Genomic DNA, 22,274 nt, shown 5'->3' with positions numbered 1-22,274 from the left:
ACACGCATCTGGACGGTCACTTTAGCGCCCCAAAATAAATTATAGAACCACTTAATCCGCCCTCAAATATGTTCTTCGGCTTTCCGCTCCGCTCCAAACCAGCCTCAGAACTCCGGGCGGATGGTCCTCACTATCGTTCGTAAGGAGACGTCGCTGCGCTCCTCATCCACCACCATAAAGGAGGTATGTTATGACCTCACTTGATGGTCCCCATCCTTGGTAAGGCGGATCGATGCTGCGCATCGAGCTCTAAGGCAAAAGACCGGACGGGGATGGTTCGATGCAGAAGCATCGAATCTAAAGAAAAAGAATAAAAAGAGAGGCCTCAAACCGAATTCGTGTCTTGATTCGGTTTGAGGCCTTAATTATGTTATTCTATATACTTTTTAGTCTGCTTTAGAGCTCTGTTGTCGTCATGAAATGTAGAAACGATACTTCTCCTTGCACTATTCCCCGCTCTATGGTCTTTCGCCTTAGAGATCGATTTCTCCGAAATCGATCCGCCCTGCCAGGGCGGGTGTATCCACCGAAAAAATTCCAAGAAGTGGCTCGCCCAAGGGCTACATTTTTTCGGGCGACTTTAACATGAAATTGTGGTACGTACCTTCTTGCGACGGGACATGCCATCATTGGCATCAGATATATCTTTTTAAAGCCAATGATGACACGTAACTGCATCGAATCGGAGCGATTTGTGCTCCGAGAAAAAATAAAGAGGACGCTTTGGGGCGCCGGCCTTACGGTCTTCTTCCTCTGGTCTTTTAGCGTCATGGCACCACAGCGTCCTTTTAAGTCTTTCACCCTACCAACCAATCGACCACGAACCCGGTGAGCGCAGCGTAGGTCATGACGAAAAGAAAGTACAGAGCTGCATGGCGGCGGCCAAGGACCATGGAAAGGGCACTCACATTGTTGATCTTTGTCGCCGGTCCAGTGAGCATGAAAGCTGCGGCGCCGCCCAAGGAGAGCCCTCGCCACAGCCATTCCTGGAGCAGGGGAATCGTCCCGCCGCCGCAGACATAGAGGGGAACGCCAATGGTTGCTGCCATAAAAACGCCCGCCATCTTGCTGCCGCCAAAAAAGCGGTTCAAAAGGGAGGGAGGCACATAACGCTGGAACAAGGCGGAAATCACAAGTCCCACGACAAAATAGGGCCCTGTGATCTTGAGGTTCCGTCCTACGTTTTTCAGAAATCGCATGGTAGGCCGGGGGTCCGTATCATGGTTTTCCGGTTCCAGGAAGTTTCCAAAGGAGAAAAAGGAACCCGTCTTCTGGTGGAGCAGGAGCCCCGCCGCAATTCCGCAGATAAGGCCGGAGAAGAGGCGGACTAAAAAGGCCGCCTTCCCAAGGGCCAGGCTGTAAAAGAGCAGCTGCGGGTTCAGCAGGATGGACGTCATCATGAACGCGCCCAGCCACTCTTCCTTGAGGCCGCTTCGGTTGAGGGAGGCTGCAAGAGGGATGGTCCCATAAAGACAGAGAGGAGACGCCGCACCCAAAAGGGAGGCAAGGAAAATCCCCCAAAAGGGGGATTCTTCTACAGATAGGTTCTGCAGGTTTTCGTGGATGGTCTTCTTGAGAAAGACCGAAACAAAGGACCCGAGCAGGATGCCTAAGGCCCAATAGGGAAACAGCTGCCAGAACTGCGTATCCATATAGTACCAAAGGTAAATGAGTTCGCGCCTAATCATGGCTTTTCACCTTACGCCCCCCTTTAATCAACGGAGACGAGGTCATAGGAACGGCTTCCAAGGCCGATGGCTTCCGCATGTTCCAGCGTATGGATGCCATGACGGCTCTCCATGCGCTCGATGAGACTCTTCCCATCCTTGGCCTGATAGACAAGGTCGACAGAGGCTTGGTCGATGGCAACAGGATCGTAGGAGGCGAGGATACCGATGTCATGCATATCCGGCTCTGCCGGTGAATTGTCGCAGTCACAGTCAACGCTGAGGCGGTTCAGGACATTGATGTAGAGAATGTGACCCTTTGTGGCATCAGAAACGGCTTTGGCCGCTTCTGCCATGGCTTCGAGGAAGCCGTCCTGATCGTTGCCCCATCCCGTACCGGTCTTCCCGGCGCGGTGGATGATGCCCTTGCCTTCCGCAGATGCAATTCCAATGCCAATGTTCTTGATGGAGCCGCCCAATCCGGCCATCGCGTGGCCCTTGAAATGGGTAAGGACAATCCAGCTATCATAATTCTTGAAATGGGCGCCGACAAGATCTTCCTTTAGACGGGTGCCGCCCGTGACTGGAATGGTGATGGCTCCCTCCGCATCCATGATGTCCACCTTGGCAAAGTCCATAAAGCCATGGTCCTTGGCGACCTGCAGGTGCATGGCTGTACTGGCCCGTGAACCATGGTAGAAGGTGTTGCATTCGACAATGGTGGGGTCATGGAAGGATTTCACAAAGTCCCCGATGAGGGCAGGCCGCAGGTAGTTGCTGTTTGGCTCGCCCGTAGAAAGCTTGATGGCGATGCGCCCTGTCGGTGACGCCCTGAGGGCTTTGTAGACTGCCTCCAGACCTTCTGGCGTAATGCGCTTTGTCATGTAGACCACGGATTTTCCCTTCTTGGCAGCAGACGCCGGCGACGCTTGCGGAACAGGGAACGTATCCTTAGCAAAAAGACCGGCACAGCCAAAGGTCAGGATGCCGCAAAAAGTGGCGGCAAGCAGCAGGGACGCTTTTTTCAGCAGCATAAAGATCACCTTCTTCATGAAATCAAAAAGAGCTAGATTTCTCCATTTTTTTCATTATAGCGAAGAAAATCTGTGACAGATAATACTCTTTTGGTATGAATTGCAATGCTTCTGGAGCATAAAAAACGGGGGGGAAAAAATCCAGTAACGAACCGCCACCGGCTGCTCTTTAGCCTTAAAGACGGAGGAAGCCATTCCATGACATATACAAATCGTATGCTGTCGTCAATGCGGCCGGGTGCTCCTAGCATCTCACTACGGATAGGCCCCATATTTGAAACAAGCATATAGAAATAGAAAAGACCAAAGGGTCAACGCCAAACCGCGTCCCTACGGGACTGGGTGTTGAACCTCATTCGCTCGGAAACATATCCCTGCGCCCTTCCGCTGGCGCTTCAAAGCGGGCTTGGGACTCGGTTGAATCTGCCTCGCTAACCGCTCGCAAGGGAAAAGATCGGACGCAGGACGTTTCAAGCGCCATTGTGCCTTCTACGTTTCAAAAAGACCAGCCTCTTACAAAAACCGAATATAAGATAATCGCTCAAAACAGAACTTACGTCTACGTTCGGTTTTGGGCTTCTCTTACGGTTTTTTGCGTTCCAATCTTTTTGCCTCTGTGTTTTTCCTTCGTTTTTTCGCCTTGGAAACGGCGAAAGCCGTTCCGCCTTACCAAGGCGGGGGACCAAAACTGGGAAATTTCCATAAACATTTATCATTAATATTTCCCGGTTTTGGTGGTGGATGAGGAGCGCAGCGGAAAGCCTAAGAACATGTTTGAGGGCGGATTAAGTTCTGCCCCCTCCCGAAGGGCGGTTTGGGGCCGCCCCTTTCAGTTCCTTCGAGGCTTTTAGCATCACAGCGTCAAAGCACTAAAGCATTCTTCCGGTCTGCTGCTCGACAGATGCGGCCCTGGCCGCAAGATAGCTAGAGCCGAAGGCTCGTGGCAGCGTGACAGCATCTTTTCCCATATCCATCTTTCGCAATACTACAAATTTTAAAAGTTCTTTGAAAATTGATTTTTTTTGTAATTTACCCCTCAAAATAATAAAAATAAAAAATATATTAAAAAATAGAGCCTAAAATTTCATTTAACAAAATTTTAGGCTTTTTCTATTTCTTCTTAGGAAATGGAGGGCCTTTTGACCGGATTACTGCAAATGGGTAAGATAGAGACAACAAAAGAGTCATGCGCATTGAACTCTACCTAATCAAGATTGCTCAAATATTCGTTCTCTATGAGGAGGTTTCACATGAGTGGAAAAATAGAAAAGAAAATAGGTGTCGGCAACATCATCGGCCTTGGTGTGGGCGGCTCTGTCGGTGCGGGCATCTTCGTCACCTTGGGTTCAGCTATTGCGCTGACGGGGCGCTCTGTAGTTCCTATCACCATCTTGTGTGTATTTTATATGCTCCTAGCCTATTGGTATAATCTGGCCTTATCGAGCATCTTCATCATCAAGGGCGGCGACTACAGCATGCGTGGCATGCTTCTTTCCCCGCTCCTTACGGGTTACGGCGGCTGGACCAATGTCATCTGGGCCTTCGGTTTCACAGGCTATTCCATGGCCCTGACTCACTATCTAGGTAGTCTCTGGCCGGTTCTCATTGAACATGAAATGGCTGTAAGCCTTGTCATTCTTAGTCTTCATTTTCTTTTGACCATTCGAGGCAACCGCATTGTCACCCTTTTCCAGAATGTGGCGACAGCCCTCCTTGTCATGGCCATGGCCCTTTTCATCGTCCTCGGTCTTCCGGAAGTCAACTTTTCTGTTTTCTTTGATCCTGCTGTTGACGGAGGCTTCTTTCACGGCGGCGTTGCGGGCATCATCAGCGCCGTTGCCATCATGGGCTTTGCCTGCCAGGGAACGACAATGGGCCCTGTCGGTGTTGTGCCCATTGCCAAGGACCCGAAACGCTCCATTCCTTATGGCATCATCTATACTTGTCTTGTTGTTTCCGTTATTTACGGTCTCATGAGCCTAGTTGCTTCGGGAATCCTTCCCTATGACCAGATTGCTGGCAAGAATCTCAGTGTTGTTGCTTCGTCCTTCCTCAGTCACGGACCATTTGTCTTCTTTATCATCGGCGGCGGTGTCTGCGCTATCATCTCTTCTTTCTTAAGTGTTCTCGTCATGATCCGCGAACCCCTTGTTCAGATGGGTAATGACGGCTGGCTGCCTGGGTTCCTCAAGCGTCAGAACAAGAATCATTATCCCTATGGTGCCTACCTGCTGGTTTATGTCCTTGCGGCGATTCCTATTATTACGAAGATGGATTTCAACAATGTTATCAGCATGCTCATGATTCCCTGCATGTTCATCAATGCCTATCTCAATGTGGCCTGCATCAAGATTCCAAAACTTTACCCCGAACAGTTCGCCAATCGCTCCCTTCCCCTTTCCCTTGGTGTCTATAAAGCATGCTGCATTCTTGGCGGATTCAGTGCCTTTATGGTGGCTGTGACGCTGCTGAAGGATATGCAGGCCCAAGATGCCGTGGTTGCTCTGATTGTCCTTGTCGTTCCGCTCGCACTTAGCTACCTTGCTCTGAAGACGGGTCGTGTGGACCGAGCTGTCCTCTTGAAGCGCCGCCAGGAAATCATTGACGAGGAAACGCGGGGTGCTTGCTAAGGCACGCTGTTACTTAGCTTGTTATGTAAGGAGGAATTACTATGTATAATTTTGATGAAATCGTTGACCGTCGTCACACCAATGCCCTCAATACGGATGGTTTCCGTGGGTATATCTTCCATGACTTTGAAGGAAAAAAGAAATTTCCCTTCAAGGATGATGAATTCATTCGTATGTGGGTAGCCGACATGGAATTTGCCATGTGTCCAGATGTTATCCAAGCTATCAAGGACCGTGCCGACAAACGGATTATTGGTTACAGTCAGGTCTTTGAATCGTCTTTCTTTGAAGCCTACAATGACTGGAATGAAAAGATGTACAGCTGGCGTTATCCGCGGGAAGAAATCTGCTTCTCCCTAGGCATTATCCCTTCCCTGTATAAGCTGACTTCTCTCCTCCTTGGGGAAGAGGACTGTTGCATTCTCAATACACCGGCTTATGGCTATTTTCAGCATCCTATTGACTATAACCACAAGCACGTCATTCACAATAAACTCGTACGGGACAAAAATGGCAATTGGTCCATTGATTTTGACGCCCTGGAACGTGACGCTGCAAAGCCTTTTGCTAAAGTACTCATTTGGTGTAATCCTCATAACCCGACAGGCCGTGTCTGGACCGAAGAGGAACTGCGCAAAGTCGCTGCTATTGTGGAAAAATATAACCTTTGGATTATCAGTGATGAAATTCACTGCGACATAATACGTCAAGGGGTAAAACACATCCCTATGGCTAAGATTATGCCGGATTATAAAAAGCTCATTGTCTGCACGTCGGCATCGAAATGCTTCAATATGGCAGGGCTGATGTTCGCGGAAATCGTTATCCGGGATAAACACCTCCGTGATATCTATGTGGCCTATACGGACAGCTATGCTATGAACGTTAACCCCCTGTCCATTGCAGCCCATGAAGCAGCCTATCGTCATGGCTATGAGTGGCTTAATGAACTGAAGACCTATCTTGACGGTAACTTTGCCTTTCTAAAGGGCTTCCTCACCAAGGAATTTCCGAAGATTGTATACAATATCCCTGAAGCCACCTACCTTGCCTGGGTCGATATGAACCCATACTTGGGCGATGTCGAAAATATTCCTGATTTCATGGCAAATGAAGCCGGCGTTCTCCTTGAAGGTGGCGATGCCCTCTTTGTCGATAATGCAAAAGGCTTTATTCGCCTCAACCTTGCCATGCCAAAAAGCATCATCAAGACCGGTTTGGAACGGATCCGTGATGCTGTAAAAAAACATAACGCCAAATAAAGGAGATATAATGATGAAGAAAATTGTAACGGAAAAAGCACCGGGCGCCATTGGCCCGTACTGCCAAGGTGTTGTTCATGGAGACCTTGTGATCACCTCTGGACAGATTCCTGTTGATCCCAAGACGGGTTTTGTGCCGGAAGGCATTGCCCGCCAAGCTGAGCAGAGCTGCCAAAATGTCGGCGCCGTCTTGGAAGCGGGGGGGAGTGACTTTGCCCACGTCCTCAAGACGACCTGTTTTCTTGCCAGTATGGATGACTTTGCTGCCTTTAACGAAGTCTATGGCAAGTATTTTGTCTCAAACCCAGCACGTAGTTGCGTTTCTGTAAAGACACTTCCTAAAGGGGTGCTCTGCGAAATTGAGGCAACGGCTGAAATAAAGTAATCTTTTGGCGGCGGTCTTTTACCTTTAAATGAGGTGCTCCTACAGAAATGCCTTGGGGCTTTGCCCCTTTCCATCAGGAGGAACGGTGCGGTTCATTCTCCCCCCTAGGGACCGTACTGAATCCCTCTCACAGAAAAAAGACCTGAGAAGAAAGAACCTTCCTTTCTTTTCAGGTCTTTTGCTGTTTTCTTAGGTTACAGTAAACATATTGAAATATTTCAGACGGCGAATATCTTCTTTGGAGATACGCAGGTTTTTAATAAGAGATTCGTCTTCTTTAAGCGGCCTTTTTGAAAAGAGCATCTTTACAGCAACGGGCATGAAGGGACGGGCGGAGACGCCGTTCCAAAGGCCCCAGTGCGTGTCGGATTCCAAGAAGGATGACGGAATCTGGATACTCGCTTTTTCTGTCGGCGTATGCTCATTTGCAAGTTCCATAATGGATAGGACGTCGAAATGCTCAATGTAGCCAAAATAGATGTTTTCCGCGTTTTGGTAATGATCCCAATCCTTGAAGTTCATATAGAGGGCCACTTGCTGGCGGTTGGGAGAAAGGGGCGCGTGAAGATCAAAGACGCAGCGCGTGAGCTGATTGTTCCGACCGTCAAACCAGTAGCTGTAAAACTGGCTGAGGCCCTTGAAAAAGGTGGGAATGCCATGCTGCTCCGGCTCTTCATATCCTTCCACTGTGGGCGGAAGGAGCTGCTCCATCCGGACGTGAAGGGCAAGGGCCAGCTGCTTGAGCGTATCAAGGTCGATAGCAATCTCGCCTTTTTCGTATTTGGAGAGGGTGGCCTTGCTCTTATAAATGAGGCGGGCGAGCTCTTCCTGATTGAGGCCGCGGCTCTTTCTGAAATCATGGATCCGTTTGCCTGTTTCTTTTGTGAGTTCTGACATGGTCGTGGACTCCTTTCAAAGCATAAGATAGAGTGGAGACAAGGCTGGTCGACGTTCCCGCGTATATTCTTCAGCGGTTCAGCAATCCTTTTCCTTCTGATAGGTCTCATCCTTTTTTCTGATACACCCTTTCCCCACCCACAAAGGTCATCTTCACGTCAAACTTCTCGTCAAAGATGGTCATGTCAGCCAGTTTGCCTTTTTCAAGGGAGCCCATTGTCTCATAGACGCCCAGCTCCTTGGCGGGATTGACCGTTGCCATGCGGATGACATCGGCGAGGGGTAGGCCCGTAGCCTTCAGGAAATGATGGAGACTGTGTTCCATGGTGTCGACGCTTGCCGCAATGGTCCCGTCCGCGAGAAGCGCCCTTCCGCCGCGGACATAGACTGTCTGCCCGCCGAGTTCACTGATGCCGTCGCCTTCCATGGCAGCCCGCATGGAATCGGTCACAATGACAATCTGGTCCGGCCCCTTGACTTTTACCAACAGGCGCAGGACCGCATCGTGGATGTGCAGCCCATCCGAGATGATCTCCGTTGTCACCGGAAGCGTCAGGGCCGCGCCGACCATGCCGGGTTTACGGTGATGAAGGGGACTCATGGCGTTGAAGGTATGGGTGATGTGGCTGGCCCCTGCCTTGATGGCCCGGCTGGCTTCTTCATAGGTTGCACCGGAATGACCAAGGGAAACGATGATGCCCTTTTTGCAGCATGAATGGATAAACGCCATGGAAGACAGTGTTTCCGGGGCGATGACAAGGACTTTGATGACGTCGCAGTAAGGGCGGATCCGCTCCATATTGGCCGCTTGGATTTCCTCGGCTTTTTGCGATCCCCGGTAACTGCCGGAAATGAAGGGCCCTTCCAAATAGGCCCCCAGGACACGGCTGCCGGGGCAGGGGACTTCCATAGCCTTACGAACGTTTCTGAGCGCCTTTTGAACGATGGGCCATACCCTTGTCATTGTCGTCGGTAAAAATGCCGTAACGCCGCATTTTGGAAGTTTCCGGCAGAGGATTTCCATGGAGGTCCGGGTCCCATCCATTGTATCGGCCCCGCCGCAGCCATGGATATGCATATTGATGAAGCCAGGCGAGAGATAGGCCCCCTTGGCGTCGATGCTTTCCGTACCCTCCGGTAAGGGGCTGCCTGCCGGGAGAATATCGTAGATATGGGTTCCAAAAAGGAGCGTCTGTCCTGTAAGGACGGTGTGTGGTAAAATAAGTTTGCTGTTGATGATGGCTTGCATAGCAATACTCCTTTGCAATCTGCCCAATGGCTTATTGATTTCCTCTTAATTATACCCCTGAAAGAGGTTGGAACTTATGCTGAATTTAGAAAAACTTTCGACTGAAGCCCGTAATCCTGCTTCCAGCCGGATTGACAAACTCGATACGCTGTCCATGATGCGTGTCATGAATGATGAAGACCAAAAGACGGCCCTTGCCGTTAAGGCCATCCTGCCGGATATTGCCCGGGCTGTTGATGTGATTGCGGCCCGGCTCAAAACAGGCGGCCGGCTCTTTTATATGGGAAGTGGGACGTCAGGACGGCTCGGCATTCTCGACGCCGTGGAATGTCCCCCCACCTACAGTACAGATCCGGACCTTGTCCAAGGGCTCATTGCCGGCGGCAAGGAAGCCATTTTTCGGGCCCGTGAAGGGGCGGAAGACTCTCTGGATAAAGGGGCAGACGATATTATTTCCCATGATCTTTCGGCAAAGGACGTCTTGGTCGGGATTACCGCGTCAGGCCGCACGCCCTACGTCCTTGGCGGCATGGAAGAAGCCCGGCGCCGCGGCGCTTTTGTCATTGGTCTTGCCTGCTCCAAGGAACCTGATATCGCTTGCACTGCAGATCTTATGCTCATCTGCCTTCCCGGTCCGGAAGTCGTGACGGGGTCGACGCGCATGAAGGCCGGGACCGTAACGAAGATGATCCTCAACATGCTCTCGACGGGCACCATGATCCGTCTTGGCAAAGTGCGGGGCAACCTCATGATTGACGTAAAGGCGACCAATGAGAAACTAAAGGAACGGGCGACGCGCATCGTCATGACCGTGACCGGCATGGACCGGGCCGCGGCGGAAAAGGCCCTTAGGGAGTCAGACGGCCGTGCACGCCTTGCTGTAGAGCGATGGGAGGCCAGCCATGACTCGTGAAAAAGAGATTGCCCAAAAGATCTACGCCATCGTGGGCCCCAAGGACAACATTGAAACAGTGACGCACTGCATGACGCGTCTGCGCCTGCACCTCGTAAAGGACGCGGACCTTGCTGAGCTAAAGGCCATTCCTGGCGTCCTCGGCGTCAACCAAAACGGTGACGAGCTGCAGATTGTCCTAGGCCCGGGAAAGGTGATCCGCGTGGCTGATGCCTTTGCGGCCCTTCTTGACGGAAACGAAGCACCCACGCCGAATGACTCCAAGGAGATGCCCAAAGAGCCAGCCGGCCTTTTTGGCGTCCAAGGGGAGGTGGGGGACGGCAAAGCCCTCCATGAAGCCATTCGGCAAAAAAACGCCACGCCGGCAAAAGCCTTTCTGCGCAAAGTGGCGTCCATCTTCATGCCCCTTATTCCGGGCTTTGTGGGCTGCGGTTTTTTGACGGGCCTTTTGGGCATCGTGAAATTCTACGACCCCGCTCTTCTTGCCCTGGCGCCCCTGCGCATTCTGCTTCTAGCGGGAAGCGCCATCTTCCAGTCCATGAATATCCTCGTCGGTTGGAACGCGGCCAAGGTCTTTGGCGGTTCGCCCGTTATTGGCGGCATCTTGGGAGCCCTCATTTCCCATCCCGGCCTTGCCGACCTCACCCTTTACGGCATACCCTTGACGCCAGGCCGGGGCGGCGTCTTTGCCGTCCTCCTCGTTACCCTCCTTGCGGCCTACGGGGAAAAGCAACTGAGGAAAATCGTGCCGCCTGCCTTTGACCTTTTTGTGACGCCTACCCTTGTCATCCTTGTTATGTCTCTTTTGGCGCTCTACGTTCTGCAGCCAGTGGGCGGCTTTTTAGCAGAAACCATTGGCCGGGGCGCCACGGAAGCGGTGGAGCGGGGCGGCGCTGTGACGGGCTTTCTTTTGGGCGGCTTCTTTCTGCCCCTTGTCATGATGGGCGTCCATCAGGGCCTCACACCCATCCACGCCGAGCTCATCAGCCAATTTGGCTATACGATCCTTCTTCCCATCCTTGCCATGGCGGGCGCCGGGCAGGTGGGGGCTGCTCTTGCAGTCTATGTGAAAACAAGGAACCCACGTCTTAAAAAGATTGTGGCGTCGTCCCTTTTTGTCGGCGTCATGGGCGTCGGCGAGCCTCTTATTTACGGTGTGACCCTTCCTTTGGGCCGGCCCTTTATCGGGGCCTGCATTGGCGGAGCCTTGGGCGGCGCTGTGGAAGCGGCCTTTCATGTAGGGGCCCTTTCCATGGGTATTTCAGGTCTCCCCCTTCTGCCCAGTACGACCCATCCCTTGATGTACCTCGCAGGCCTTCTTGCCGCTTATGTAGGCGGGTTTGCTGCCGCGTGGATCCTGGGTTTTGATGACCCGCAGGACGCGAAAGGAGGCGCATGATGGAAAAAGGCATTTCCCTTTATCCCGGTCTTGGCATGACGCGGGAGGAACTCGTTGGACGGGTGGAACAGGCGGCCCAAAAAGGCATGACCCGCCTCTTTTTATCCTTTCATATCCCTGAGACCAATGAGGCGGCCTTTCAAAAGGATATCGACGCCCTTTTTGAAGCGGCTCGGTGCTATGACCTGAACGTCGTCGGCGACCTTGTGCCAGGTCGTCCCATTCCGGAGGCCTTGACCCATCTGCGCCTTGATGACGGCTTTACGCCGGAGCGCATAAAAGAGCTGCAGACGCGCTATCCGCAAAAGACCCTCGTCCTTAACGCGTCGACCGTGACGGAAGGATTTCTTCTTTCCCTTGAGAAAGCCGGTGTTGACGTAGGATGCGTCGAAGCGCTCCATAACTTTTATCCCCGGCCCCATACGGGCCTATCAGAAGCCTTTTTCCTGCGGCAAAATGCCCTCTGTCACCATTATGGCATCAAAGTCGGCGCCTTTGTGCGGAGCTTTGGCGCCTGCCGCGGTCCGCTTTTTAAGGGACTCCCCACGCTTGAAATACATCGGACCCTGGATTTTTTCCTGGCCCTGCAGCATCTGAGGCTCCTTGGAACTGACGCCTTTTATATTGGGGACGACGGAGCAACGGAAGACGAACTGGACGCCCTAGCCCAATTGGATGACGTCCTTACCCTTACGCTGTTGACGGAAAAAATCACGGCCCTTCATGAAAAACTTGCTGCCTGTATCTTTACGCTGCGGCCCGATGAGGCCGAAGAGGTCCTGCGCGCCCAAAATAGCCGTGCTCTCTTTAAAGAAATGGATATCACGCCCTTTACCTTGAAATATCTGCCGCAGGGTACAGTGACCCTCGATAACCGTCTTGCCGGCCGTTATGCTGGTGAAGTTGAGATTACCCTTACGGACCTTCCTGCTGATCCCAGCGTCAACGTCATGGGACGGGTGAGCGAGGAGGAACGGTTCCTGCTGGGTCTCATGCGGGGTGGGGCACGGTTTAGATTTAGGCTTGTCACAAAAGCTGCGCCGATTAAAAGTAAAAAGTGATCCCTTGCCTTGGAAAAGCGTCGGGAAAGTAAGGAATCCAAGGCTTGTTGAATAAAACTGGGAGCGAGCGTACCTGATTTTGCGTAATCTGGATGGACCAAAATCGGGTACGCTTCTTTTTGTTTCCTAGATCGATTGGATTCTAAAAATAGCTTATTATTCTTCAAATCCACTTATTTTACCTTATTTTCCCCTATTTTAAAAATAAACTGTGAACTTCTTGCTCTTTTATTCATCCTTACATTGCAAATCTACCGATTTTGCGCTATGATAAGCCTGTGGATGGGACTGTACAGACCCCATCTTTTTCATTATGGCAAAAAGGAGGTCACATCATGAAAAAGAATAAGAACCAGCATCGCGTGCAGGATATCCTGAAGCTCATCCGTACGGAAAGGGATCCCTACTTTTTGGAACGCGCCCTTGACAGTTACCACGATCACGATATAGCCGATGTGCTCCCTCTTTTAAGTTCGCCCGAATGGAAGCGCCTGGCAAGTCTTTTGCCGGCTCCCTATCTTGCCGATTTGATGGAATATGTCGATGACAAGGAATCCCTTTTTGAGGTTCTGCCAGCTGAAAGGGCAGCTGCCATCCTCACCCAGATGGAGCCTGACGAAGCCGTCGATTTCCTGAAGGAAACCCAAAGTGCCCAAAAAGAAGCATGGGTGGCGCATTTGGATGAGGCGACACGGCAAAAACTGACGCGCCTGGCCGCCTATGATGAAGATACGATTGCTTCCCGGATGACAACGAACTTTGTTGCCGTCGAGGAAGGTCTTGATGTTCCTTCCGTCATGCGCACAGTTGTGCGGGAAGCGGCTGACCATGATGAAATTGCGGTCATCTATGCCCTCAATGACCGTGCTCAATTTGCCGGGGCCTTTTCCCTCAAGGATCTCATCATTGCAAGACGGGATACTCCCCTTAACGAAATCATCGTGCGAGGATACCCTTACGTTTATGCCAGCGAAAAGATCAGCGACTGCCTGCAACTGATTGAAGAATACAGTGAAGCTTCCATTCCTGTCCTATCGCCGGACCATCGGATCCTTGGCGTTGTAACCGCAAATGACGTAGCGCAGCTCCTTGATGATGAAATGGGCGAAGACTATGCTAAACTGGGCGGCCTCTCCGCTGAAGAAGACCTGGACGAACCGCTCAAAACGTCCATCAAGAAACGGCTGCCCTGGCTTATTCTGCTTCTTGGCTTGGGTCTTGTCGTTTCAAGCGTCGTCAGTCTATACGAAAACGTCGTGGCAAAGTTGACCCTTATCATGGCCTTTCAGTCCATGATCCTTGATATGTCGGGAAACGTTGGGACCCAGTCGCTTGCCGTAACCATCCGTGTCCTTATGGATGAAGAACTGAAACCAGGCGATAAATGGCGGCTCATCCGAAAGGAAGGGGGCGCCGGTTTCTTCAATGGACTGATCCTGGGAGGCATTGCCGTCTTGGGCATTGGTTTTTATATTTATGCGGTAAAATCCTACGATGCCCTTACGGCCTTTGGCATATCGTCCTGCATCGGCCTTTCCCTGGTCCTTGCCATGTTTATTTCGAGTCTTGTAGGGACCGTGGTCCCGATGGGCTTCAAAAAGATCCATATCGATCCAGCCGTGGCCTCGGGCCCGCTCATTACGACCGTTACGGACCTTGTGGGTGTCGTGACCTATTATACCCTGGCGTGGGCGATGTTGGTGCATGGATTGGGGCTGTAAGCCCTTGGGCACCAGCACTTAAAAGGGGCAGCTTGTGGAATCGGCGCGCTCCCTATGAAATCAATGGAGGCTTGGCTTACTGTACAAGCTATCAGCAGCTGGAACGGTAGGTGTGGTGGCAGGCAAACTTGTAAAGAAATGGAATTGAAAAGAAACGGGCCTCGGACCCTTTCTTTCGACTCCCCGATTCTCTTCGCCCCTGCTGAAAAAATCCCCTTGCTGTGATATAATGATGTGTCAACTTAACTAGACAAGGAGAGATCATCCATGAGTTCAACCAACCTCGAAATGGGTATTGTCGGCCTGCCGAATGTAGGCAAGAGCACCCTCTTCAACGCCATTACGAAAGCTGGGGCGGAAGCGGCCAACTATCCATTCTGCACCATAGAGCCCAACGTCGGCATCGTCGATGTCCCCGATCCACGGCTCCAGGTCCTGAGCGACCTATACCATTCCAAACGCATTGTTCCGGCGGGCATGAAGTTTGTCGATATTGCAGGCCTTGTGAAGGGCGCCTCCAAAGGTGAAGGCTTGGGCAACAAATTCCTCAGCCATATCCGCCAGACCGACGCCATTGCCGAAGTGGTGCGCTGCTTTGAAGACGGCAACATCACCCACGTCGAAGGCTCCATTGACCCTATCCGCGATATTGAAATCATCAATACGGAACTGTGCCTGGCTGACCTCGAATCGGTGGAAAAGCAGCAGCTCAAGGTCCAGAAGCTCTTAAAGAGCGGTGACAAGACGGCGCCTGCGAAAAATGCCCTTCTGACCCGTCTCGTCGAGGCCCTCGGCGATGCCAAGCCGGCCCGTCAGGTGGAAATGACAAAGGATGAAAAGGAGATGATCCGTGAACTCGATCTCCTCACCTTGAAACCAATTCTGTACGTAGCTAACGTTTCCGAAGAAGAGGCCGCCGACGCGTCCGGAAACCCCCATGTGAAGGCGCTAACGGAATATGCCGAAAAAGAAGGGGCCCAGGTCATCACCATTTCTGCCAAGGTCGAAGAGGACATTGCTTCCCTGCCGGCAGACGAAGCCAAGGAGTACCTTGAAATGGAAGGCCTCACCGAAGCGGGTCTTGATCGCCTCATCAAAGCTGGGTTCTCCCTCCTAGGTCTCCAGACCTTCCTCACGGCAGGGGAAATGGAATCTCGTGCCTGGACCATCGTCAAAGGATCTACGGCACCTCAGGCAGCTGGCAAGATCCATTCGGACTTTGAAAAAGGCTTCATCCGTGCTGAAATTGTTTCCTACGATGACCTCGTTGCCTGTGGCAGCAAACAGGCTGCCCGTGAAAAGGGCCTTGTGAGACTGGAAGGCAAGGACTACATCATGCAGGACGGCGACGTCGTCGAATTCCGCTTCAACGTGTAAAAAAGGGGTGAGGGCCATGCTGTTTGATACCCATATGCATGCCGATTATTCCTGCGATGCCGAAATGACCATCAAGGATGCCATGGAAGCGGCCAAAGCCGCTGGTCTTGGCATGATCCTGACGGAACACTGGGACCGGGACTATCCGACGAACCCGGAAAGCTTTCTTTTTGACATCAACGATTATTTCAAAAAAAACGCACCCTATCGGAGCGATACCGTGCTCCTTGGCATTGAAATGGGGCTCCAGCCCCATACCATCGAGGAGGACCGGATGGTTGCAAAAAGCCATCCCTTTGACGAAATCGTTGGCTCCATGCACTGTTATCGCGGCCTTGATATGTATGAACGGACGACTTACGACGGCGTTGCCAAGGATCAGGCTGTGGGGTACTATCTTGAGGATTCCCTCAAATGCCTCGAACAGGACCCGAACTTTGACACCTATGGTCACATCGACTATATCTGCCGCTACTGGCCCTATGAAGACAAGAACCTCCATTACAGCGAGCATGCCGATCTGTGGGACGAAGTCATGAAGCACCTCATTCGCCTCGATAAGAGCATTGAAATCAATACGCGTCGCCTTGCCGTGCCCGGTGCGGTGGAGTCCCTGACGGAACTTTATACGCGCTATGCCGAACTGGGCGGCAAGTACGTGACCTTGGGCAGCGACGCCCATGCGGCAAAAGCCGTGGGCATGCACTTTGATGTGGCTCAAAAGATTGCCAAAACGGCAGGGCTCACCATCGTCTACTACAAAAAAAGACAGCGCCAGCTGCCGAAATAAAGGAAACGCCGTGAAGGAAGGAGACTTCTTTCACGGCGTTTATTCATCAAATATCTGAAAAACGATTTCCTTATGGAATCTGTTTGCAACGAAAAATATGTTACTACTTTGAAAATAAAACGCAAATGTAATGAAAAGAAATTCATTTTATTTGCGTTGCGCTTTTGTTATGCTCATGGGATGAAACTCAATCGGATGGGAGGGAGGTTTTTCGTGAAAGAAAACACGACGCTCGAAAAAGCCGCTGCTGACGATGGAAGGCAACAGGCTATGCTTTTTTCATTTTGTTTCGTAGAAGGCCTCTTTCCTTTTCTTGTAAAATCGGCATTATGCCACATAAAAATCACCTTTTCCGCATGACAATTTGATTGAGCTTTGGCATCGTACCTGATATAATGTAAGAACCATTCTGAAGGAGGATTTCCATATGCGCCGACAGCGTTTAGGCATCATGGGCGGGACCTTTGACCCCATCCATAATGGTCATCTTGCGATTGCCCGTGCCGCTATGGATGCCATGGCCCTTGATCGGGTCCTTTTCATTCCCGACTATTTGCCGCCCCATAAAGCGGCCGGATGGGCGCCGGCCGGGGACCGCATGGCCATGACCCTTCTTGCGACGATGGACGAGCCACGTTTTTTGGTGTCCGATATGGAGCTGGTCCGCAAGGGCCCTTCCTATACAGTCGATACCATGCGGATCCTCCATCGTCGGTGGCATCGCTTTTATGACCTGTACTTCATCATTGGTGGGGATTCAGCCGAAGCCCTTGATACGTGGTGCCGCATCGAAGAAACGATGCGCTACTGCACCTTCCTTGCCATTGGACGGGTTGGGTACAGGGAGCGTCATGAAGATGTGACAAAACGACTGGCCCAAAAAGGACTCACCCGCCTCGTGTGGATCGACGCCAAAGCCCCGGATATTTCTTCCACCATGATCCGGCAGCGCCTTTCCCGCGGTGAATCCATTGATGGACTTGTTCCTCGGACTGTAGTGGACTACATGAGACAGAGAGACCTCTACCGTCGGTAGGGGGGCTCTCTTTTTTGTTGGGTGAAAGGGTCGGCCCAAAAATCGGGCAGCCTCGTGTGGAAATGAAAGGCGCCAGAAGCCGGTGACTCATTGTGTCCTTCGGACAGGGCGCTGAATTATATTTGCCCTCAAACATGTTTTTTTGCCTTCTGCGATTGCATCAAAGCAGCCTCGGAACCCGGGCAAATCTGCTTTGCTTCCGCTCAAGATGAGACATCGCTGCGCGCCTTATCCACCACCAAAAGGACTTGTCTATTGCAACGCAGCATCAAGTGGCTTTTGGTTCCCCGCCTTGGTAAGGCGGAACAGGGTTCGCCGTTTCTAAGGTAAAACCCGAAGATAAAAGAACGGGAGTGATCAGATGATTGCTGCTCATCTCATCCTTAAGAAAAATGAGGGAGCGAAAAGTCTGGTTCCACATCTTAGAGTCTTTTGCCTCAGCGCTCGATGCGCAGCATCGATCCGCCTCGTCAGGGCGGTAAGCGTATCGCCGATCGATTCGCGAACTTCCCTGTGCCTTGGAAAAAGCGAAGCGAGAGATCGTGACAGGGCGGTTAAGTGAGTCGCCGAATTTTTTGTTACCCCTTATGCTGAAAAATTCGTGCAGAAAGCTTACTCATAGGGCAGCGACAATAGGAGCAGTTGGAGTATCCTCTGCCGGAAAGGCCGGTCTTCTCATGTGAAACAGCAGAGAGCGAGCCCTTTTGGTGGTGGATGAGGAGGCCCGGGTTTGGGGCTGGCCTCCTGCACTTTTGTCTTTGAATCGACCTCACATCGCCTTCGTTTCGACAAGAAATGTGAACCCGATCATAAGGCGCCGCCCTTCTGGTCTTTTCGCCAGCTGCCGCAGGCAGCCTTCACCAAGCTGCAAAAGCAGATCCTTAGCCAGGAATGCCTGCATTCCCTTAGCCTGCCGCCTCCGGCGGCCTTAGCCCAGATTTCATCGGCGCGACTTGCGAGCCGATTTCAATTCAAGTAAGGAGCTAACCAATCATGGATTTTTCCCAAATGAAAGAACAGCTTCGCCAAAGCCTTCAGCCAAAGCGCTTTGAGCATAGCGTGGCCGTCAGTGAAACTGCCGTTGCGCTTGCCCGTCATTACGGGGTCGACGAAGATAAAGCCGCCCTTGCCGGCCTGCTCCACGACTGTGCCCGCAAGTATCCGACCAAGGATTTTGTGGAGGTATCAAAAAAGCTGGGCGTCCCGCTCACGGATATCGAAAAGGCGCAGCCCATCCTTATCCATGCCATCTTGGGGCCCCTTGTCGCAAAGAGGGACTATGGCGTTACCGATGAGGAAGTCCTGTCTGCTATGCGTTATCATACAACGGGCAAAGCCCATATGACGGCCCTTGAAAAAATCATTTATCTGGCAGACCTTACGGAACCGCATCGTGACTTTCCTACCGTGGACGAAATGCGGCGCCTTACGATGAAGGATCTTGATGAGGCCATGATTGCCGCCTATGCCAATACGATGGAATACCTGATGCACCAGCATCTGTTGATCCATCCGGATTGTCTGGACGGCTATAACGAACTGGTCCTTGCGGCCAAACACAATAAGAAGGAGTAATCGCAACCCATGAGTGATATGGAACAATCAGGCGTGAAGAAAAAGAAAAAGCGGCTCCGCAAGGGACGTGTTTTTCTTCTCCTCATCCTTTTGATCGGGATCTTGTGCGGCGGCTTCATGGCTGGCATGGGCCTTTATGACCGATTTTTCAGTGCCGATGATCCCGTGCCTAAACAGAAAGAGAACCAACTCCTCACAGAAGAACCCCTTTCAAGCCGCATCAACGTCCTGCTCCTCGGGAAAGATGACGGGGACAGCGAGGATATGAATAACCCCGATGCACCGAAGCGGACAGACTCCATGATGGTCGTCAGCTTTGACCCAGAGAAAAAACAGATTGCCATCGTCGGACTGCCGCGTGATACACGGGTCACCATTCCCGGCCGGCGGGGTCATGACAAGATCAATGCCGCATACGCCTATGGCGGTACCAAACGGGCCGTGCGCACGGTGGAACAGCTCCTCCAGATTCCCATCAACTACTACATGGTCGTTGATTGGCAGGGCTTCATTAAAGTCATCGATATGCTGGGCGGTGTGGACCTATACGTTGATAACAACATGGATTATGAAGATCCTTACGCCAACCTCAAGATCCACCTCAAAAAAGGCTACCAGCACCTGGATGGTGAAAAGGCAGGTCAGTATGTCCGCTTCCGTCACGATGAATTGGGCGATATTGGCCGTGTGGAGCGTCAGCAGAAATTTATGAAAGCCCTGGCTGGACAGTTCTTTACCTTCACGAATATGCTGAAGCTTCCCATGATCATCAACACCGGCCTTGACTACGTCGATACGGACATGAACCTGATGACCATGATCCGTGCCGCCAACTGCTTCCGCATCTTTGGCGAAAACTCCATCAAAAGTGAAATGCTCGATGGTGATTTCAAGACCATCGATGACATCAGTTACTGGGTTACGACGCCGTCCCAGGTTTCGCACACCCTCGATAAACTGGGGATTCCCCATAAAAGGATTACAGAAATTTAAGGAGGTTCCATCCATGAATCCAAAAGAACTCGCAAACGCCATTGCCGCCGCCGCTGCTGACAAAAAAGCAAAAGACATCCTGCTTCTCAATATGGTTGGCCTGTCCCCTGTGACGGACTACTTCATGATCTGTTCTGCCCAGAGCGCGACTCAGGTCCGAGCCATCGCAGACAGCATCGAAGATAAACTGGCCGAAACACGCGGCATCCTGCCCTCCCACAAAGAAGGCTACACCGAAGGCAACTGGATCCTTATGGATTACGGCGACTGTGTGGCCCATATCTTCCGGGAAACGGAACGTGACTTTTATAACCTGGAACAGCTCTGGGCCGATGCCCCGTCTGAAGCCTATGTGGAAACGGAAGGAGAAGCATGAGCCCGAAAAAAGAACCGGCCAGCGTCAAGACCATTGGCAGTCACCGCGTTGGCGATGTCGTGGAACTTACGGCCGTGCGCATGAATGACCAGGGCGTTTTTCTTGATGCTGGAACGGGGAATACCAGTGATGATATTCTCCTTCATAAGCACCAGATGACATCGCCTGTTTCCGTTGGCGATAAGGTCAAGGTCCAGCTCTACCTCGATGCCAAGAACCGGATCACGGCGAGCATGAAGCTTCCCAAGATGCGGGAAGGGCAGCTGGGATACGTCAACGTGATCTCCGTGAACAGGATGGGCGGATTTGTCGATATCGGCGCTGAACGCGGCGTCTTTTTGCCCTATAGCGAAATGCGGGGCCATGTTTCCCCCAATCAGCATATCTGGGTGAAACTCTACCGTGATAAGTCAGGCCGTCAGGCCGTGACCATGCGTGTCGAAGAAGATATGGAACGGGCCAGCCGTCCGGCAGAAGGCGTCAAAGTGGGGGATGCGCTTACAGGGACCGTCTACAATATCCTTAAGGATGGCTTTTTCCTTTTTACAAAAGAACGCTATATCGCTTTTATCCATCGCAGTGAAGTCCCTGGTGGACGCCTTGACTTTGGTCAGCGTGTCACAGGACGCGTCACCTACGTTCGTGCAGATGGACACATCGATATGTCCCTGCGCCTTGTCAAAGAAGAAGCCATGCTGGACGATGCGGATAAGATTCTCTTCTTTCTCGAAAAGCGCAATGGCACCATGCCTTATTCCGATGATACGCCGCCGGCCATCATCAAAAGCGTCTTTGATATCTCTAAATCCGCCTTTAAGCGCGCCTTGGGCCGCCTTATGAAAGAAGGCAAAGTCGTGCAGGAAGATGGGTGGACAAGTTTAAAGAAATGAAAGTGAAGAAAAGACCACGCTCTTGCAGCGTGGTCTTTTTGGCTGTCAAGCTGTCTCATTCAGGGCCCCGCCCTGAATGGCTGTCTTACGGCAAAGCCGCGGCTGTCGAGCGAGAGAGGGGAAAGGATGCTGTGGTGCTGTGGGGCTAAGGCAGCCTTCGGCTGCTGGCTGAGGCGGAAGGCCTATGAAAACAGGTCCTTCCTTGGCTAAGGCGCTGCGCTTGGCCAAGGCTACCAGAGGCGGCAGGCTAAAAGACCGTGAGGGCGTCGCTAAACCTTCTCCCATTGGAATCTTTTGGTCGAGTCTTTCCCGTGGGGTTTTTGCCTTAGAGACGGCGAAAGCCGTTCCGCCTTACCAAGGCGGGGGACCATCAAGTGAGGTCATAACATGACCTCCTTTATGGTGGTGGATGAGGAGCGGAGCGACGTCTCATCATGAGCGGTAGCGAAGCAGATTCGCCCGGAGTTTCGAAGGACGCTTTTGGAGCGAAGCGGAAGTCCGAGAAACATGTTTGAGGGCGAATTAAGTTCCACTCCCTCCCGTAGGGCGGTTTGGGGCGGTGCCTCACGGTCTTTTGACTTAGAACTGCCTTTGTATCGCCTTAGAATCGCCTTAGAACGACAAGAAACGCAACTCCGACAACACAATTGCCGCATAGCGGCAATCTGCCCCCTCCGGTCGGGACGCTTTGGCGCCGCGCCTTTATATCTTCCATCTCCCAAAATAATATATTGACAACAGCGGTATACTTGAGCTATAATGAACAAGTCTTTTGGGGGCATAGCTCAGCTGGGAGAGCGCTTGCATGGCATGCAAGAGGTCAGGAGTTCGATCCTCCTTGTCTCCACCAATTTGGACTCAGATCCATGTGGCTTCAGTCACATGGATTTTTTGTTGTAATAAAGCCCCCTCCTTCAAAATAAAGGAGGGGGCTTCTTTTCCTGCCGCCTTAAGGGTGGCTTTTTTGTGGTTCTATAATTTATTTTGGGGCGCTAAAGTGACCGTCCAGATGCGTGTCC

The 22,274-nt window shown here is 51.9% G+C and carries 21 protein-coding genes and 1 tRNA gene; 17 read left to right on the top strand and 5 right to left on the bottom strand.

Annotation, left to right across the window (positions count from 1 at the left end):
* Positions 1-797: 797 nt before the first annotated feature.
* Together DW817_RS10110 and DW817_RS10105 are read right to left on the bottom strand one after the other, a co-directional pair.
* On the bottom strand, positions 798-1,688 hold the full coding sequence (locus DW817_RS10110) for a permease (protein WP_120112375.1): 891 nt from the start codon (positions 1,686-1,688) through the stop codon (positions 798-800).
* A gap of 23 nt (positions 1,689-1,711) precedes the next feature.
* Complete coding sequence (locus tag DW817_RS10105; protein WP_371414505.1) at positions 1,712-2,698, bottom strand: DUF362 domain-containing protein; 987 nt, start codon at positions 2,696-2,698, stop codon at positions 1,712-1,714.
* Positions 2,699-3,951: 1,253 nt separating this feature from the next.
* Between DW817_RS10105 and DW817_RS10100 the strand changes: the two genes are divergently transcribed.
* From DW817_RS10100 to DW817_RS10090, 3 genes are read left to right on the top strand one after another with little or no spacing between them, the layout of a single operon-like run.
* Positions 3,952-5,331, top strand: coding sequence for an APC family permease (locus tag DW817_RS10100; RefSeq protein WP_120112367.1), 1,380 nt, complete (start codon positions 3,952-3,954; stop codon positions 5,329-5,331).
* Between the two features lie 41 nt (positions 5,332-5,372).
* Positions 5,373-6,593 carry a MalY/PatB family protein gene (locus DW817_RS10095; protein WP_120112363.1) on the top strand — a complete coding sequence of 407 codons (1,221 nt, stop codon included), beginning with the start codon at positions 5,373-5,375 and terminating at the stop codon, positions 6,591-6,593.
* A gap of 13 nt (positions 6,594-6,606) precedes the next feature.
* Entirely contained in the window at positions 6,607-6,978 is a 372-nt protein-coding gene (locus DW817_RS10090; RefSeq protein WP_120112360.1) for a RidA family protein, read from the top strand.
* 189 nt (positions 6,979-7,167) lie between these two features.
* Here the strand turns inward: DW817_RS10090 and DW817_RS10085 are convergent, their stop codons facing one another.
* Together DW817_RS10085 and nagA are read right to left on the bottom strand one after the other, a co-directional pair.
* Positions 7,168-7,875 (bottom strand): helix-turn-helix domain-containing protein, encoded by a 708-nt coding sequence (locus tag DW817_RS10085; protein ID WP_120112356.1) that lies wholly within the window; start codon positions 7,873-7,875, stop codon positions 7,168-7,170.
* Between the two features lie 106 nt (positions 7,876-7,981).
* Positions 7,982-9,124 (bottom strand): N-acetylglucosamine-6-phosphate deacetylase, encoded by a 1,143-nt coding sequence (nagA, locus tag DW817_RS10080; RefSeq protein WP_009015358.1) that lies wholly within the window; start codon positions 9,122-9,124, stop codon positions 7,982-7,984.
* Between the two features lie 76 nt (positions 9,125-9,200).
* Between nagA and murQ the strand changes: the two genes are divergently transcribed.
* The 8 genes from murQ to nadD all read left to right on the top strand — a co-directional run bounded on the left by murQ (position 9,201) and on the right by nadD (position 17,421).
* The gene (murQ, locus tag DW817_RS10075; protein WP_009015357.1) at positions 9,201-10,037 is read left to right on the top strand and encodes an N-acetylmuramic acid 6-phosphate etherase; all 837 of its coding nucleotides are present in this window, start codon (positions 9,201-9,203) and stop codon (positions 10,035-10,037) included.
* On the top strand, positions 10,027-11,436 hold the full coding sequence (locus tag DW817_RS10070; protein ID WP_120112352.1) for a PTS transporter subunit EIIC: 1,410 nt from the start codon (positions 10,027-10,029) through the stop codon (positions 11,434-11,436). Before murQ ends, DW817_RS10070 begins: the two co-directional genes overlap by 11 nt.
* A complete protein-coding gene (locus DW817_RS10065) occupies positions 11,433-12,497 on the top strand; it encodes a MupG family TIM beta-alpha barrel fold protein (protein WP_120112348.1) in 1,065 nt (354 codons plus the stop codon). Before DW817_RS10070 ends, DW817_RS10065 begins: the two co-directional genes overlap by 4 nt.
* Before the next feature lie 335 nt (positions 12,498-12,832).
* Positions 12,833-14,218: a magnesium transporter gene (mgtE, locus tag DW817_RS10060; RefSeq protein ID WP_120112344.1), complete on the top strand. Its 1,386-nt coding sequence runs from the start codon at positions 12,833-12,835 to the stop codon at positions 14,216-14,218.
* 267 nt (positions 14,219-14,485) lie between these two features.
* Positions 14,486-15,595 (top strand): redox-regulated ATPase YchF, encoded by a 1,110-nt coding sequence (gene ychF, locus DW817_RS10055; RefSeq protein WP_021737311.1) that lies wholly within the window; start codon positions 14,486-14,488, stop codon positions 15,593-15,595.
* Between the two features lie 16 nt (positions 15,596-15,611).
* Positions 15,612-16,385, top strand: a complete 774-nt coding sequence (locus DW817_RS10050; protein WP_009015352.1) for a histidinol-phosphatase HisJ family protein — start codon at positions 15,612-15,614, stop codon at positions 16,383-16,385.
* 213 nt (positions 16,386-16,598) lie between these two features.
* Complete coding sequence (locus DW817_RS10650; protein ID WP_165851886.1) at positions 16,599-16,745, top strand: hypothetical protein; 147 nt, start codon at positions 16,599-16,601, stop codon at positions 16,743-16,745.
* A 67-nt stretch (positions 16,746-16,812) separates the two neighbouring features.
* Positions 16,813-17,421 (top strand): nicotinate-nucleotide adenylyltransferase, encoded by a 609-nt coding sequence (gene nadD / locus DW817_RS10045; RefSeq protein WP_009015351.1) that lies wholly within the window; start codon positions 16,813-16,815, stop codon positions 17,419-17,421.
* 769 nt (positions 17,422-18,190) lie between these two features.
* Here nadD and DW817_RS10980 read toward each other — a convergent pair.
* Positions 18,191-18,322 carry a hypothetical protein gene (locus DW817_RS10980; protein ID WP_255345175.1) on the bottom strand — a complete coding sequence of 44 codons (132 nt, stop codon included), beginning with the start codon at positions 18,320-18,322 and terminating at the stop codon, positions 18,191-18,193.
* A gap of 92 nt (positions 18,323-18,414) precedes the next feature.
* Here DW817_RS10980 and yqeK point away from each other — a divergent pair, with 92 nt between their 5' ends.
* The 6 genes from yqeK to DW817_RS10720 all read left to right on the top strand — a co-directional run.
* Positions 18,415-18,996 (top strand): bis(5'-nucleosyl)-tetraphosphatase (symmetrical) YqeK, encoded by a 582-nt coding sequence (gene yqeK / locus DW817_RS10035; RefSeq protein WP_021737306.1) that lies wholly within the window; start codon positions 18,415-18,417, stop codon positions 18,994-18,996.
* 9 nt (positions 18,997-19,005) lie between these two features.
* On the top strand, positions 19,006-19,989 hold the full coding sequence (locus tag DW817_RS10030; RefSeq protein WP_009015349.1) for an LCP family protein: 984 nt from the start codon (positions 19,006-19,008) through the stop codon (positions 19,987-19,989).
* A gap of 13 nt (positions 19,990-20,002) precedes the next feature.
* Positions 20,003-20,365 carry a ribosome silencing factor gene (gene rsfS, locus DW817_RS10025; protein ID WP_009015348.1) on the top strand — a complete coding sequence of 121 codons (363 nt, stop codon included), beginning with the start codon at positions 20,003-20,005 and terminating at the stop codon, positions 20,363-20,365.
* Positions 20,362-21,255, top strand: a complete 894-nt coding sequence (locus DW817_RS10020) for a S1 RNA-binding domain-containing protein (protein WP_021737303.1) — start codon at positions 20,362-20,364, stop codon at positions 21,253-21,255. The genes rsfS and DW817_RS10020 overlap by 4 nt, the downstream gene beginning before the upstream one ends.
* Positions 21,256-22,029: 774 nt before the next feature.
* Positions 22,030-22,105, top strand: a tRNA-Ala gene (locus tag DW817_RS10010).
* Positions 22,094-22,274, top strand: a 181-nt coding sequence (locus DW817_RS10720; RefSeq protein WP_207802121.1) for a hypothetical protein, incomplete at its 3' end; no start/stop codon positions are given. The genes DW817_RS10010 and DW817_RS10720, both read left to right, overlap by 12 nt.

The organism is Acidaminococcus sp. AM33-14BH, from assembly GCF_003603525.1.
Taxonomy (GTDB): Bacteria; Bacillota; Negativicutes; order Acidaminococcales; family Acidaminococcaceae; genus Acidaminococcus; species Acidaminococcus intestini.
The sequence above is the reverse complement of the archived record's forward strand: the minus strand, read 5'-3'. Positions and strand labels throughout refer to the sequence as shown.